Annotated in this window: 12 protein-coding genes and 1 pseudogene; 3 read left to right on the forward strand and 10 right to left on the reverse strand. The window is 52.6% G+C overall.

Annotation, left to right across the window (positions count from 1 at the left end; all coding sequences use genetic code 11):
• Positions 1 to 234: 234 nt before the first annotated feature.
• The 10 genes and pseudogenes from acsE to ACTRC3_RS06990 all read right to left on the reverse strand — a co-directional run bounded on the left by acsE (position 235) and on the right by ACTRC3_RS06990 (position 10,789).
• Positions 235 to 1,023 carry a carbon monoxide dehydrogenase/acetyl-CoA synthase methytransferase subunit gene (acsE, locus tag ACTRC3_RS06945; RefSeq protein ID WP_158361987.1) on the reverse strand — a complete coding sequence of 263 codons (789 nt, stop codon included), beginning with the start codon at positions 1,021 to 1,023 and terminating at the stop codon, positions 235 to 237.
• Positions 1,024 to 1,052: 29 nt separating this feature from the next.
• Positions 1,053 to 2,405 carry an acetyl-CoA decarbonylase/synthase complex subunit gamma gene (gene acsC / locus ACTRC3_RS06950; RefSeq protein ID WP_440322541.1) on the reverse strand — a complete coding sequence of 451 codons (1,353 nt, stop codon included), beginning with the start codon at positions 2,403 to 2,405 and terminating at the stop codon, positions 1,053 to 1,055.
• 24 nt (positions 2,406 to 2,429) lie between these two features.
• Positions 2,430 to 3,371 (reverse strand): acetyl-CoA decarbonylase/synthase complex subunit delta, encoded by a 942-nt coding sequence (gene acsD, locus ACTRC3_RS06955; protein ID WP_158361985.1) that lies wholly within the window; start codon positions 3,369 to 3,371, stop codon positions 2,430 to 2,432.
• Positions 3,372 to 3,457: 86 nt separating this feature from the next.
• A complete protein-coding gene (acsB, locus tag ACTRC3_RS06960) occupies positions 3,458 to 5,587 on the reverse strand; it encodes an acetyl-CoA decarbonylase/synthase complex subunit alpha/beta (RefSeq protein ID WP_186873610.1) in 2,130 nt (709 codons plus the stop codon).
• Positions 5,588 to 5,741: 154 nt separating this feature from the next.
• Positions 5,742 to 6,374 (reverse strand): annotated as a pseudogene (locus ACTRC3_RS06965) (nucleotide-binding protein); the annotation flags it as partial.
• A 42-nt stretch (positions 6,375 to 6,416) separates the two neighbouring features.
• Positions 6,417 to 8,309, reverse strand: coding sequence for an anaerobic carbon-monoxide dehydrogenase catalytic subunit (cooS, locus tag ACTRC3_RS06970; protein WP_440322543.1), 1,893 nt, complete (start codon positions 8,307 to 8,309; stop codon positions 6,417 to 6,419).
• A gap of 37 nt (positions 8,310 to 8,346) precedes the next feature.
• Complete coding sequence (locus ACTRC3_RS06975; protein WP_158361981.1) at positions 8,347 to 9,120, reverse strand: nucleotide-binding protein; 774 nt, start codon at positions 9,118 to 9,120, stop codon at positions 8,347 to 8,349.
• A gap of 76 nt (positions 9,121 to 9,196) precedes the next feature.
• The gene (locus ACTRC3_RS06980) at positions 9,197 to 10,132 is read right to left on the reverse strand and encodes a methylenetetrahydrofolate reductase (RefSeq protein ID WP_440322546.1); all 936 of its coding nucleotides are present in this window, start codon (positions 10,130 to 10,132) and stop codon (positions 9,197 to 9,199) included.
• A gap of 119 nt (positions 10,133 to 10,251) precedes the next feature.
• Complete coding sequence (locus ACTRC3_RS06985) at positions 10,252 to 10,446, reverse strand: CooT family nickel-binding protein (protein ID WP_349164035.1); 195 nt, start codon at positions 10,444 to 10,446, stop codon at positions 10,252 to 10,254.
• A 25-nt stretch (positions 10,447 to 10,471) separates the two neighbouring features.
• On the reverse strand, positions 10,472 to 10,789 hold the full coding sequence (locus ACTRC3_RS06990) for a cobalt transporter (protein ID WP_440322548.1): 318 nt from the start codon (positions 10,787 to 10,789) through the stop codon (positions 10,472 to 10,474).
• 241 nt (positions 10,790 to 11,030) lie between these two features.
• Between ACTRC3_RS06990 and aroE the strand changes: the two genes are divergently transcribed.
• The 3 genes from aroE (at position 11,031) to ACTRC3_RS07005 (ending at position 15,296) form a co-directional block, all read left to right on the forward strand.
• Positions 11,031 to 11,906 carry a shikimate dehydrogenase gene (aroE, locus tag ACTRC3_RS06995; protein WP_440322550.1) on the forward strand — a complete coding sequence of 292 codons (876 nt, stop codon included), beginning with the start codon at positions 11,031 to 11,033 and terminating at the stop codon, positions 11,904 to 11,906.
• Positions 11,907 to 12,105: 199 nt separating this feature from the next.
• Positions 12,106 to 13,290, forward strand: coding sequence for an aminotransferase class V-fold PLP-dependent enzyme (locus ACTRC3_RS07000; protein WP_440322552.1), 1,185 nt, complete (start codon positions 12,106 to 12,108; stop codon positions 13,288 to 13,290).
• A 59-nt stretch (positions 13,291 to 13,349) separates the two neighbouring features.
• On the forward strand, positions 13,350 to 15,296 hold the full coding sequence (locus tag ACTRC3_RS07005; protein WP_440322554.1) for an NAD(P)/FAD-dependent oxidoreductase: 1,947 nt from the start codon (positions 13,350 to 13,352) through the stop codon (positions 15,294 to 15,296).
• Positions 15,297 to 15,356 lie beyond the last annotated feature (60 nt).

Here is a 15,356-nt window from a genome sequence, read left to right on the forward strand (position 1 = left end):
GGCTATGGTAATAACCTTTTTCATGAAAAATTCCTCCATTTCCAGCCGCCGGTTTCGCCGACAGATTCTATTTAGATTATAACGGACATTGACGGTCAGGGCAACCCTTTTCTCACATATGCACACTCAGCCCCAAGCCTTCCGGAACCCAGATGGAGCCTTGTAACCAAAAGGAGCATCCCCGGTTTCCCGGAGATGCTCCTTTTTAAGCTCTTATTCGACTTCGAATCCGAATTAAACCTCAAGATAGGAATCTGCGTACAGATTGTTGTTCTTGATGATATCGCAGGACTTGATGGTCTCCATCAGTCTCAGGTCGTTCGGGTTTACGATAGCGGAGGTCAGACCGTTCATCATAGCCATAGCTACCATAGCGGAGTCCATGATCGGACGGATGTGCTTCGGCATACCGTTGGAGTTATTGGACAGACCGCCGGTGGACTTCATGCCCATGTCGGAGATCATCTTGATAAACTCCAGAACCTGCATCTGCTTGTCCTGCATTCCCTTGATAACCAGGAATAACGGGTCAAACCACATATCCTCAGCAACGTCCATACCATGCTCCATGCCTCTCTCCATCAGAGTCTGCATGTACATCATACGCTCGTCGTTGTCCTTAGCGATTCCCTCGCCGTTGCACAGAGCGATAACGATAGCGTCGTTAGCTGCTGCCAGGTCAACGTACTCCAGTCTTCCAGAAGCGTCAGCGGAGTTAACGATGGGCTTACCCTTTGCACGGTTGTATACAGAGATACCAGCCTCGATAGCTGCTACGTTGGAAGTATCCAGTGCCAGCGGAACGTTGTCGAAGTTGCCCTGAAGCAGCTCAACGGCCCACTTCATCAGCTCCGGTCCGTCATTCTCAGCCGGTCCGATATTAACGTCCAGGTATGTAGCGCCTGCGTCCAGCTGCTGCTTTGCTCTCTTCAGGATCGGCTCCGGATCTCTCTCGGAAAATGCCTTATTTACAGCCGGTGCTGTGGTGGAAAGTCTCTCACCGATGGTAACAAATTTTGCCATAGTTTTGTTCTCCTTTTATTATAAAATAATTAGATCTCGCCGTTAGCCTGCAGATCCTTCAGGAACTTCACAAGCTGTACTGCCTCGTTGGGGGCTACGATAACTTCCCAGCCCGGCAGCTTCGCCTCGATATCGCCCTTCAGAACTGCTACCTTTCCGGGGATAATCAGCTTTCTGCACTTAACCTTCGGCTCTACGTTCTCCTGGATGAACTTGGATACAGAGGTAGAAGAAAGCTTACCAGCTGCCCAAGCAGTCAGTACGGAAAGTCCGCCTGCGTCGTTGATGATCAGGTTGCAGGGAACGCCGGAACGCTCCAGCTCGCCGGATACTACGAAGTAGGTCAGAGCGAAGTCTACAGTGGTCAGACATACGGAATTCTCATCGCCGCCGTTCAGCGGGTAGATGCCCGGCTCAACCTTCATGGGCTTCTGCGGGTCGGTAAATACATTCTGGCGCAGACCATACAGCGGCAGAGCCTGTGCATAGTCCATGCTTTCCATAACGATGATGGAACCGTATTTTACAGTAAACAGTGAAACAAGAGCTGCCTGCATGGTCGGATCTCCGGCAGCCAGTGCTCCTACGTTAACGATGGAGGGATAACCGAAGGTTCTGTTCTGATCCTTCAGAGCCGCGCGACGAATCTGTACGGTGGTAGCAAACGCGTCCTTAACAGAAGCAGTACCTACATTCAGTACCAGGTTCTTGTTGCCCAGCTTCTCAAGAGCTGCTGTGGTATCATAGAGCTCGTTGATGTCTGCGCCGCGAACGCCCAGAACAACGCCTGCCTCAGTAGCGACAGCGCTCATAGCCTCGTAGTTGGAAGCGTCTGCGCCATCCAGAACCGGCTTTGCGTCCTTGCATACAGCCAGAGCTGCCTTTGCAGCCTCAACATCGGTACAGTCAAGTACCAGCGTCTTACCGCAGTCAGCTGCCTTCTTAACCAGCTCCACATAAGCATCAACGCCCTTATCTGCACAGTAGGACAGATACAGCATCTCAACGTGCATACGCTCGCCGATACGGTCGTAATCAACCTTCTTAGCTGCCTCAAGCTTCGCGTCAATATCCTCGTCCGCGCTGCAGATGGATACTGCGTATCTCGGCTTGCTTACAAAGGTCTTCTCATGACGGCAGAGAACGGTCTCGCCGCCCAGTGTGTACTCAGCCTCGCCGGTACCAACCTTGATGGTCTTCATGGGCGGAGCAGTTGCCTCTGACAGAGTAGCCAGCGCTTCTTCGGACATATGCGGACACTTGCTGAGTTCTACAGCGCCCTGAGCAACCTTCATAGCAAATGCCATACAGGTCGGGCTTCCGCACTCCTTACAGTTTGTCTTCGGTGTTAATTTAAAAATATCCAAGCCTTTTAATGCCATGGTAAATTTCTCCTCCTTCCTCGATTAAACCAGTGCTTTAATTAATTTTGAAATCGTTGCAACCGAGGTCGGATGTTTCAAAATTACTGCATTGGAGCCGGATGCCAGTACTGCTGCGGCTGTCTCAACTTCCATATCAATTCCACGCTCTTCCTGGGATCCCCACTCCGGCATATCTGCTTCGGAAGCCATAGCCTCTTTTACATTCCATGCCTCGTCAGCTACCGGTGTCATAATCGGCATCTGAAGCTGTACATCACCCTGAGCCAGAGCTGCTGCCTTTACACGGTCCATAGTAGAAACTACGTACTCAAAACCGTATCCGGCTGCTGCGGAACCTACGTTCATGACAACGTTAGCCTGATCTACGCCCAGCTGTCCGATCAGCACGTTCAGCTGTTTTGCAAGGTTGATATCTACGGCAGACTCTGCTCCGACCTTCTGGCCGTAAGCAAGACCAGCTGCTGCTGCAACTGCCTTGTAGTTCTCTTCTCTTGCGGACAGGATCAGTACGTTCTTTCCCTGAAGCGCTTCTGCAACCTTGGAGAAAAGCTCTGCATCCTTCTCTACATTCTTACATCCCTCAATTACAAGAGGAGCTGTGATCGCGTCGCCAACCTCTTTCGCGATAGCTACGCAATCCTCAACGGAACGGTTCTCGCCATTCGGATCCGCTCCCTCAAAGCGGAGAACAACGAAATCTGCTCCAGGCATTTCTTCGGCTTTCTTTGCAATCTCTGCAAAAGTTGTAGCACCTGCATAGTAGTCCTTGATTCCTGCAACTTCATTCTCCAGACCCATGTCTGTAATCAGAACTCCAATCTTCGGTGCATTCTCGATCGGCGCGTCGAATGTATAAAACGGCAGTACATTCTCTCCGCCAAGCTTCACTGCCTTATCTCCGGTTCCGATTTCTACGGTACGGATAGCAGCGTTGAATTTTCCTGATTTTCCAGTAAACGGCATTTCTTAGTTACCTCCTTGTCCTTTACGTGGTTTTAACGCATAGGGGCTCAGCCCCTATGCGTAAACCAATTATCTTACATATTATACTACATCATCGGGTCCATGCCAAGTGCCGGATGTCCTTTTTCTGTAAGGAATGCCAGCAATGTTTCCGGATCCTCTGCGATAGTCTCATCACCGATCATATCGGTAAAGTTGTCGATTCCGTAGAGCTCTTTTGCTGTCTCATTGAGACGCTCTGCTACGGACTCCTTCAGCTCCTTGGGCATCCATACGATACGCTCGATTCCGCCCTCAGCCTTCATAAACTTCTTGGAAGAGATGAAGTGCTTTCCATGTCCCATGAATCCAGGTGTCTGAACTCCACCACCGGTCATACTTGCCAGCTCGGAGAAGGTCATTCCCAGCGGAGTCATGCCTGCATACTCACGGTTGGTGATAACAACACCGTTGGAGAACGGCTCGATACCACAGATACACTCGAAGCATCCGCAGGAGGTCATCGGCTTCTCCATGATGGAGTACAGGGAAACCTCTTCCAGAGCACCCTGGGAGTACAGCTTAACTGCCTCATTGACATCCTCGTACTCACCGATTCTCTCATCGATGGGCTTCTCTTTGGTGATAACCTGGCAGGGTCCCTGGGGATCCAGCTCGTTGGTAGCCTTTGCGTCCAGCCATGAAACGGCACCGCACAGACCCAGACGCTCCGGAGTAACCACGCATACGTGGGACGGGGAGAATGCCTGGCACATGATACAGCTGTAGTATACGTCTACAGACTCGTCAGTCAGAGTAGCCAGACGGTCGTCACGCTTGTCAAACAGCGGGATAGCAGTCTCATGACGCATCTTGGTACACAGCTCCGGATCGGTGATAACCTTAACCTGACACTTATCTACAACTGCGTCAAACTCATTCTTAATTCTTGCGTACAGAACCTCACCGATGTGCTTTGCACGGAAGCCTGCGTCGAAAGCGTTCTTGCTTACACGGATACGGATCATATCACGCTGACCGGTATGCATAACACCCTCGATGCAGTTCAGGTAGTTATGGAACTTACGCTCGAATACCGGCTCAAAGTCAGCCTGCATGCTCTTTCCGGCAACCTCTACCACGTAGCCGATGCTGTGCTTGCTGCCTACCTCGAACTCGTCGAAGTCCGGTCCGATTACTTCGATCTTGTGGTCCTCAACCTCAGACGCGTCCTTTGCCTCAACCAGCTCGAAGCAGTCCACACGGGAACCGTCGAACTCTACCTGCATATCGCCGCGGCGGATAATCTCGCCCTCGAATGCGGATGCGAAGGAAACCGGGATATCGATCTTGGTAACCTTAATCTTAATATCTCTTGCTTCAATAGAAGTAGCGTTGAACTTGGATACGTCCTCCTGAACGATCAGGCTCTTCGGTACACGGAAGATGTTCTCGGTCTCGTTGGTAACTACCGGGAAACCAAGAGCGATTGCGCCTGCACCGCAAGCTACGATAACATCATCCAGCGGCTTGAACGCATTTACGAACGCCGGTACACGGTCCATGGTGTACTTCATCAGCGCGCCTGCGTCGCCCGGTGTTACGTTACCGAAGATCAGAGCCGCACGAAGCGCTACAGATACAACGTGGATTACTGCGGTTACGTCCTTGCCAAGCGGTACGATACGTACGGCGTTGCCCATGTTCAGGCCTGCCTCTACGCACTGATCGATAACGCCGCCTACCAGAGTAACCAGACAGCCCTGTGCCTGATAGCTCTTAACCAGCTCTACTGCTTCTTCTGTAGAAGGAGCGCTTCCCAGGATAACAGCTACGCCCGGGATATCGCCGGTTACAAGGGGTACACCCAGCTCACGGATGATAGCGTCTGCCAGATGTCCGTAGCAGGGCTCCTCGTACGGCTTTGCGCCGTTCATGTACTTCAGTACCTCGATGAACTCTGCGCACAGAGCTGTTGCAACACCGCTCATGAATGCGTCGTTCAGTCTCTTCTCTCTGGTCATCAGAGTTTTTACAACTCCCAGAGCTGCCTTCAGTTCTTTCAGGTTGGTAACCTTGCTTCCTGTTACGGCATAGTAGCAGGGAAGGCTGTATGCAGTGTCCGGGAAAGATACTGCAGCATCTTCTCCGTACTGTGCGATTGCGCCGTCGATAGCAGCCTCGGTCAGTCCGTAAACTGCGTCGTTGCCGCCGAATACTCTATCAAATAATGTCACGGTATTTTACCTCCAAATTTTAATTCGATTGATCGAGGATTTCCTTAATCTTCCGGATCTCCTCCTTTGCGGACTCGCTTACATCGTAGGGGGATTTGCCCTGCCGGTCCGCATCTATCACTTCCGGGTTATAATGGATAAATCCAAGTAAATCCTCTGCCGGGATCTTCGAGCGGATGAACTCCTCATCCTCTGCCCCGCGGACTTTGTTGGCTACTACGCGAACGGTCTGAATTCCCAGGTCGTGGGCCAGCCGTTTTACATTCTTATAGGTCTGAATGCTTCTCGCTCCGGGCTCGATGACTACCACAAACTGCTCCATACCTTCGCAGGTACCGCGGCCCAGATGTTCCAGGCCTGCTTCCATGTCCATGATAACCACGTCCTTGCTCCGAAGACTTAAGTAGCTCAAGATCCGCTTCAGCATCACATGCTCGGGGCAGACACAGCCGCCCCCTCCGGTCTCTACAGTGCCCAGCGTCAGGAGCTTGACTCCGTTATAGGTCTTGCTGTAGGTATCCGGGATATCATCCACCTTGGGATTCAGCGTGTACATGGCATTTCCGGGGCCTGCCCCTGTCCGTTCCTCGATGAGCTTTCTCATCTTGGAAATCGGAACAATCGAGTCCAGAACCTCCTCCGGAAAACCGAGCGCCAGACCTAAATTCGCGTCCGGATCCACATCGGCTGCCAGAACTGTACATCCCTCCTCCGCATATAATCTTGCAAGGGTGGCTGCAAAGGTCGTCTTTCCGACTCCGCCCTTTCCGGTAATTGCAATTTTCACGTTCTATTCCCTCCGGTTCTTTCTTTACTCTTTTTATCCGGATTAGATTCCCAGTGCGGTTCTCTTCTCCTCGATACGGTCGATCATCTTGTCAACCAGCTTCTCGATGTCTGTCTCGACAGTATAAGCTGCTTCAACCCAGTCACGAACGCCCTCAGTCAGCCACTGGCCCATCTCGGAAGAACCGGCTACATACGGGTCAACGCCCAGGAAGGTATCGATACCGGTTGCTACTACGTAGTTACCGATGGAAACAGCCTTCTCAGACATCCACTCCGGAGCGCAGCCTACAACCGGAAGCTGAGAAATATTCAGTCCGGAATCCTTGGCCAGCTCTGCTACCAGAACCATCATACGGCTGATATCTACACAGGAGCCCATGTGAAGTACCGGCGGGATGTCTGCCAACTCACATACTCTCTTCAGACCTGCGCCGCAGAGATCCTTTGCTGCCTTGTCCATCAGACCAGCCTTTGCTGCTGCCTGTGCGGAACATCCGGATGCTACTACTACGATATCGTTGGCAATCAGCTTCTTCATCAGCTCGATATGCGCGTAGTCCGGGCGGATCTTCGGGTTGTTACAGCCTACCATAGCGACTGCACCACGGATAACACCGGAGGTGATACACTCGATAAGCGGCTTGGTGGTACCTGTTACATCTACCTGAGAGTTGGTTACGCCATCCAGAGTCTTTACCAGAGCCTCCAGAGAGTATCCAACGGTTGCCTTCTGCTTCATATCCGGAATGTATACCAGATCCGGCTTACGGTTCTTGAAGTTCTCACATGCAGTCATAACGATCTGCTTTGCCTTCTCTGCAGCGGTTCCTACATCAAAGCGGATGTAATCGGAATCCGGCATCTGTGCGATGGGAGAAGTGGTGATAAACTTGGTATGGAAGCACTTGCTCAGGGGTCCGAGTGCCGGGAAGATACACTGCACGTCTACAACGATAGCCTCACATGCGCCTGTCAGAACTACGTTCTCCTGCTGCAGGAAGTTACCTGCCATCGGAACACCGCGACGCATAGCTACCTCGTTGGAGGTACAGCATACACCGGATACGGTGATTCCCTTAGCGCCCATGCTCTTTGCATACGCGATCATCTCCGGATCGTCTGCGTACTCACAGACCATCTCAGAAAGTGACGGGTCATGTCCGTGTACTACGATGTTTACATTGTCAGCGTTCATAACGCCCAGGTTTGCCTCGGTATCGATGGGCTTCGGAGTTCCGAACAGTACGTCGGAGAACTCGGTTCCGCACATGGATCCGCCCCAGCCGTCAGCCAGACCTGCTCTTAAGGACTGACGAACCAGTGCCTCCGGCTTGGAAGAACATCCCATATGAGTCATATGTAAGGAGGTTGCTACCTCACGGTCAATGGCTCTCGGCTCGATCTCAGCGTCATGCCACAGCTTCTGGGTATGCTCCGGAGCTCTCTTAAGCCATCTCTGTACGCCGAAAGGTTTACCATACTCCATCAGAGCTGTCTCTGCCATCTCGTGAGCCAGATCGTAGATATCCTTACCCTCGGTCTCTACGCCCCACTCCTTTGCGATACGGATCAGCTTCTCCGGATCCTTTACCTTGTAAGCTCCATCCGGCTGTGCAGCATACAGTGTGTGACAAATCTCACGGCCATGGTCAGAGTGTGTAGCTGCTCCGCCTGCTGTGAATTTCAGATAGTTACGGCCTACGATACCATGTACGTCACATCCGCAGATACCTCTCGGTGCCTTCGGTGTAATACGGCACGGTCCCATAGCACAGATTCGGCAGCAGACACCCTGCTCACCAAACTTACAGTGCGGCGTCTGGTTCTTCACACGAAGCTGCCAGGCATCAGCACCTACCTTTGCTCCTGTCTCCAGAAGTCTGGCTGTTGCGGCTTCCATTTCCTCCACCGTTGTCAACTTTAAATCTCCCATTATAAACCTCCTACCTTTTTTTATTTTCATAAATTTATTATGAAAGATCCAACTGGTCAATAATACTGTACAGCGCCTTGCGGACCGGAGAATCCTCCGGAAGCTTTACTGTGGGCACGCCGTCACAGTCATACTCAAACACCTGCTCGTCCTGAGGAACGACGCCCAGCAGATGAAGGCCCTGTTTTTCGATCTCTTCTTTCGTTCCCGCATTCAACACTCCACCCGGAGCGCGATTGATAATCAGTCCTACGGACTTGGGCTTCAGTCCACATTCCGGAATCAGCTTCGCGATACGTCCTACCGCCTGCACGCCTCTGCGTGAGCAGTCGCTGACCAGAATAATGGTATCTACCGACGGAAGAATTCCGCGGCTGATGTGCTCCATTCCCGCTTCATTGTCTACTACTATATATTTGTAATTCTTGGCATATCTTGCAATCTGGGTCGTCAGGAGCCCGTTGACGAAGCAATAGCATCCCTTTCCCTGTGTGTGACCCATCACCAGTAAATCATAATCATCCTGCTCGGAAAGCGCTTCTCCAAATTTCAACTCCGCGTAATCCTGCTTGGACATTCCCTTCGGAATCGGGTTGGAACCCGCTGTCTCTGCCTTTGCAATCTCCTCACGAATCTCGCCCAGGGTCGGAGCAGCCTCCACGCCCAGTACCTCGTTCAGATTGGAATTGGCATCTGCATCTACAGCCAGAACAGGTCCCTGCTTCTTCTGGCACAGGTATTCAATTAAAAGTCCTGTAAGTGTAGTTTTTCCCACACCGCCTTTTCCGGCTACGGCAATTGTATGTGGCATATCTTTGTTCTCTCCTGCCTTTTACCGCGGGCAGGTTTGTGCCCCGCCCGCAATTTTAATAATCAATTTTAAGTAACTAGATGAGTGTCTTCAGACCTGCGCGGTCGATGATCTCGGATACATCTTTCCACTTGTTCAGAGCGTACAGATGGATACCGTTTACACCCAGAGAACGATAGGTATCGATCTGCTTGATGGTGTACTCGATTCCTGCCTCGCGGAATCTCTTAATCTTGTCATCATAGAACATATCGAACGGCTTGCCCTCAGCGTCCTTAGCTGCGAACGGGTTCGGGAACAGCCAGTTCTGGGAAATGATCTTGCACAGCTCGTGATCCATTACACAGCCGTTGCGGGACAGTGCCATATTGATGGTAGCTGCCTGATCCAGAATCGGCATAACTCCTACGTCTACCGGCATGGTAACACCAGCGGAGTAGATAGCGTCCAGCCAGTACTTGAACTGCTCCATATCCCAGCAAAGCTGAGTCATGATGTAGTCAGCACCGTTGTCCTGCTTCTGCTTCAGAACCGCGATATCGGACTCCAGGCTTCTGCATGCGATGTGTCCCTCCGGGGAACCTGCAACAGCGATCTCAAACTTATCGCCGAACTCGTCGCGAATGAACTTTACAAGGTCTGTAGCGTACTGGAAATCACCACAGGTAGTGGTCTCGCCCAGCGGAATATCTCCACGAAGAGCCAGAACGTGATCTACGCCCTCGTTCAGGTACTGCTGCAGCTGATCCTTCATACCTTCCTTGGTGTTCTTGATTACGGTAAAGTGGGTAACCGGTGTAGTGCCAGCCTTCTTAATCATCTGACATACCTCGCGGTTTGCTCCTACGTTTCCGCCGCCTGCGCCGTATGTACAGGAAATGTAATCCGGCTGATACTTGCACAGATGCTCGATCGTGCCCGGAAGATTCTCCATACCCTTCTCAGTCTTCGGCGGGAAAACCTCGAAAGACAGCGCCATGCGCTCGTTCATGATGTCTGTTAACTTTGTCATTTCAACCAACCTCCATTTTTTCTATATATCAACAATATTGATATCCCATCCAGGCCCGCACGCACGGCTGCCTCCGTACAGCGTGCCCCCGCTTTTCATAAGCGGACAATAGCCCGTCTTTATACAGACGGGCAGTTTAACTTCACTACGGAGCCAGTCAGATCTACAAAGGAAATTGCTCCTTCTACAACCACCTCGGCGCCCATGATATCAATCAGACGCACCGAATCGCCTTCTACGTAAATCTTGCTGACATTCTTCAGCACGACCTCTTCCGTGTCTTTCATCGTCTTATATACAGTTGCCAAACACATAATGATGCCTCCTTGTAAACTGTCGTTACTGTACTAAGGAAAGCGCCAGGCTCAGATACAGATTGCCCTTATCGAAATTCTCGATGGCTTTCTCAATCTGTACCGCCACATCTTCCTTTCCTGTCTCGCGGAACTTCTTCGCCACCTCAGCCAGCTCCGCAGCATGGTGCTTGTTGTGATCCAGCATATAGGAAAGCAGCGCTTCCTGCTCGCTTCCCGGCTTGTGATCGCCGCAGCCACATCCGCAGCCCTCATGGCTGTGATCGTGTGTATGCTCATGACAGTGCTCGTGATCATGCTCATGTCCGTGGCAATGTCCGTGTTCTCCGTCTACCATATGCATGGTTGTCTCCTCCTTTTACTCTATCTTTTAAATTGTGTTAATTTCCTGACAATCTTAATACAATTATACCCTGACAGGGGGATTTTATCAAGTCGAATTTGGCCGAATAAAGGCTTTAAATTGTATTTCTTTGCATACATTCCAGCCCTGTCAAATTGCAATTGACTTTTCCCTGTTTTTTTTGTACCCTTAGTAAAAGTGTACACGATAACCCCGATAACTTCAAGCAAAAGGTGTAAAAATGGACAAAAAATTTGAGATAACTGGCACTACGAAACTTACCTGTCTGCTGGGAAATCCCGTTTCCCACAGCATATCCCCCGCTATGCACAACGCTTCTTTCCAAAAATTGGGTCTAGACTATACTTATCTGGCTTTTTCCGTAGATGAAACGCATTTCGAACGGGCCGTGGACGGACTTATCACCTTGGGGGCCGCCGGCTGGAACTGCACCATGCCCCTGAAGCGGCTTATGTACGAACGGGTGGATACCCTCTCCGACTCTGCCCTCTTAAGCGGCGCAGTCAACACCGTAGTAAACCGGGACGGGCAGCTCTTTGGCGATAATACGGACGGCTACGGCTTTCTGCAGTCCATGCGGGACGCAGGCTTCTCCTGCGAGGGAAAGCACGCGGTCCTGCTTGGCAGCGGCGGAGCGGCGGCAGCCATTCTGGCTCAGGCGGCCCTGGACGGCGCTGCTGCCATCGACGTCTTCGCCCGTAGCGCCTCCGCGTCCACCAGGCTAATCGCCGAGGAAATCCAGCGGATCCATGCCCGCTGCGACTGCCGGATCCGTCTCTTTGATCTGGCGGACAGCACTTCGCTCAGGCACTGTCTGGACGAGGCCGACGTACTCATCAACGCCTCCTCCGTAGGCATGGCTCCCCGTACAGACGCTTCCCTGATCCCGGATCCCGCCTTCTTCCATCCGGGTCTGGTGGTGGGCGACGTCATCTACAACCCCCGGGAAACCCTGCTCCTGCGCACCGCAAAGGAAGCAGGCTGCCACACCTTCAACGGTATGTACATGCTGCTCCATCAGGGCGCTAAGGCTTTTGAACGTTGGACCGGCCGGGAGATGCCTGTGGAATATATCCGGGAGCTCTATTTCCGGTAGATACATCCCCTGCCCCGAATTCCGATCCGATATCTTGTAAATTCATCGGTTCCTGCTTTCTTTCAGAAAGATTTCGTGTTATAATAAAAAAAGCTGCAGTTTTGCCGGCGGCAGATCCGCAGCTTCCCTTTTATCGCAAAAGCACTGTTACGTTAATACACAAAAGTGTAATTATTTTCAAATCTGGAGATGAACCGTTATGATTTACCTTGACAATGGCGCCACCACCTTTCCAAAGCCGGAATGTGTCTGGGACGCCGTAGACCATTTTAACCGGACAGCAGCTGTCAACGCGGGCCGGGGCGCGTATCAGGCTGCCCGGGACGCCACCGCCATGATTCGGGAGGTCCGTGAGCAGCTGATCAGTCTCTGCGACGCCAGGGAGCAGGCCCAGGTTATCCTGACCCCTTCTGTCACCATTGCCCTGAACCAGATTATCCAGGGACAGAAATGGACGCCAGAATCGGTGGCCTACGTATCCCCTTACGAACACAACGCGGTACTTCGCCCCTTAAAGCTTCTGGAAAAGCGCGTCGGTATCCGGGTTCTGGAGCTGCCCCTCGCCGCAGATCTTTCCATCGACCTAGAGGCCACGAAAGAAATGTTCCGGCAGACCCCACCGGATTTTGTCAGCGTCTCCGCCGTCAGCAATGTGACCGGTTACATCCTGCCGGCCCGGGAAATCTTTCTGATGGCTAAAGAATATGGCGCTTTCACTCTGCTGGACGCGGCTCAGGCCATGGGACTTCTAAAGCTGTGCTTCTCTTTCCTCCGGGCGGATGCCATCACCTTTGCCGGACATAAGACGCTTTACGCGCCCTTTGGCATCGGTGGCTTTCTGTTAAAGAACGGGATCGATCTGGAAGAGCTTCTGGCCGGCGGCAACGGCATGAAATCCTTAAGCGAGGACATGCCCCGCTATATGCCCGAGAAAATGGAGTGCGGCAGCATGGACACTCCCGCCATCGCAGGCCTTCACGCCTCTTTAAAATGGCTGAAAACAGTCCGCCCGAAGAAAACCGAGGACGAACTTATGGAATATCTTATTCCTAAGCTTCGGGAGATTCCCGGCCTGCACCTCTACTGTGCGCCGGATCCCAGTCTTCAGGCAGGTGTCATTTCCCTGAACCTGGACGGCTTCCGGGCCAATGAAGTAGGCGCAATTCTCGACAAAGAATGGGATATCGCAGTCCGGGCCGGCCACCACTGCGCTGCGCGAATTCATAAGCACCTGAAGGATCAGGAATTCGACGGCACCGTCCGGGTAAGCATAAGCGCATTCACCACGAAGGATGAGTTGGACACGCTGGTGAAGGGCTTAGAGAGTATTGACCGGGACATGTTAAAGGGAATTTCTTCCAGCGTTCTTCGGGGCAATTGCTGATTTATTAGATACCTATATGCGCAAAAGACATGCGCAGATCAAAGAAAGGAACATACACTATGAGCTATGACAAGTTATTTGAAAAAGGACGTATCGGAACCCTGGTTCTGAAAAACCGCGGCATCATGATGCCCATGGCCACGGATCTGGCCGACAAGAACGGCATCGTTACCCCCAGACAGATCCGCTACTATCAGGAGCGGGCCAAAGGCGGTATCGGCATGATTATCAATGAATATACCGGCGTGGACGACGTGGACAGCATTCCGTCCATCCACAACCTGCGTATCGCCCGGGATTACCATATCTCTGAAATGGAAAAGCTGACCGACGCGGTTCATCTCTATGGCTGTAAGATTGCGGCGCAGATTCACCACGGCGGCGCTACCTCCAACCCGAACTTCACCGGACGCCAGAATCTGGCTCCCAGCGCCGTTCCCATTGCGGACGGACGCCCGGTTCCGAAGGAAATGACACTGGAGGATATCAAGCGTGTCGAACAGAAGTTTATCGACGCTGCAGTCCGCTGCCAGAAAGCAGGCTACGACGCCGTAGAGCTTCACGGCGCCCACGGCTATCTGATCGCCCAGTTTTTCAGTAAATATTATAACCGCAGAACCGACGCATACGGCGGAAGCGTCGAAAACCGCTGCCGCTTCATCGCGGAAATCATCGCGGGCATCCGCGCCAAGCTTGGCCCCCGTTTCCCGATCATTGTCCGCATGTGCGGCGACGAGATGACCCCGGTAGATGGCTTCCTGACTCTGGAAGATGGTCTTGAGATTGCCAGATATCTGGAAAGCTGTGGTGTCGACGCCATCAATATCAGTAACGGAAGCGCCCGCAACGGCGACGCCAACTGCGAGCCCTTCTCCTATCAGTCCGGCTGGAAAAAGCACGTGGCGAAGGCTTATAAGGAAGCCCTTCACATCCCGGTTATCGCTACGAACACTATCAAGGATCCGGATTTCGCAGAATCTCTTCTGGAGGAAGGCGTCTGTGATTTCGTGGGCCTGGGCCGTTCCCAGCTGGCAGATCCGGATTTCATGAACAAGGCCAAGACTGATCATGCAGATGAGATTCGTAAATGCATCGGCTGCCTCTACTGCCGTGAACGTGTACTGGGTCAGGGACTTCCCATTCGCTGCGCCATCAACGCACGTACCGCCAGAGAGGATGTCTTCTCCCATATCCGCAGGGACGGCGCAGGCAAGACCGCTGTCGTCGTGGGCGGCGGTCCCGCCGGTATGGAGGCTGCACGGGTGCTGGCACTGCGTCAGTTCCATGTGGTCCTCTTTGAAAAGGAAACGAAACTGGGCGGTACTCTGAATGTGGCTGACAAGCCTGCTTTTAAAGATAAGCTGACCCGTCTTTCCGAAACCATGGAGACCCAGATCCGCCACCTGGGCGTAGAAGTCCGTCTCGACACCGCCGCTACTCCGGAGCTGGTAAGCGCTCTGAACCCGGTGGGCATCGTAGTTGCCTGCGGCGCGGAGCCTGTGATTCCGCCCCTGCCGGGCATGCAGCAAAATCATGTCTGCACCGCGGAAGATGTCCTGACCGGCAAAGTGAATCCGACCGGACAGGTGGCTGTCATCGGTTCCGGTCTGACCGGACTTGAGACCTCTGAGATGCTTTTGAGCCGTGGTCTCTCCGTCTCCATCATCGAGATGGCTCCGGAGATGGGTCCGGGTATCTTTGGCGCCATCCGAAATGATGAGCTCAGCCGCATTCTGCCTCACAATCCGGGCGTCTACACCGGCCACAAGCTCCTCTCCATCGAGGAAAAGACCGTAACTCTGGAAAAGACTGACGACCATAGCACTGTGGTTCTGCCCGCCGACTCCGTGGTCCTGGCCTTGGGTGTGCGCCCGCGCTCCGCTCTGGCTGAAAGCTTCGAGTCCTGCTGCCCGCAGGTACATATCGTCGGCGACGCCCGCAAGGGTGGCCGCATTGCTACAGCGGTACGGGAGGGCTTTGAAGCTGCTTATGTCTTTGAGGCATAATTTTCAAATGCATTTCCTATTTTTATAAGGAAAGCCTGTCGTAAAATGTATCACTCACAT

It is taken from the genome of Laedolimicola sp. (assembly GCF_051972735.1).
Lineage (GTDB): Bacteria > Bacillota > Clostridia > Lachnospirales > Lachnospiraceae > Laedolimicola > Laedolimicola intestinihominis.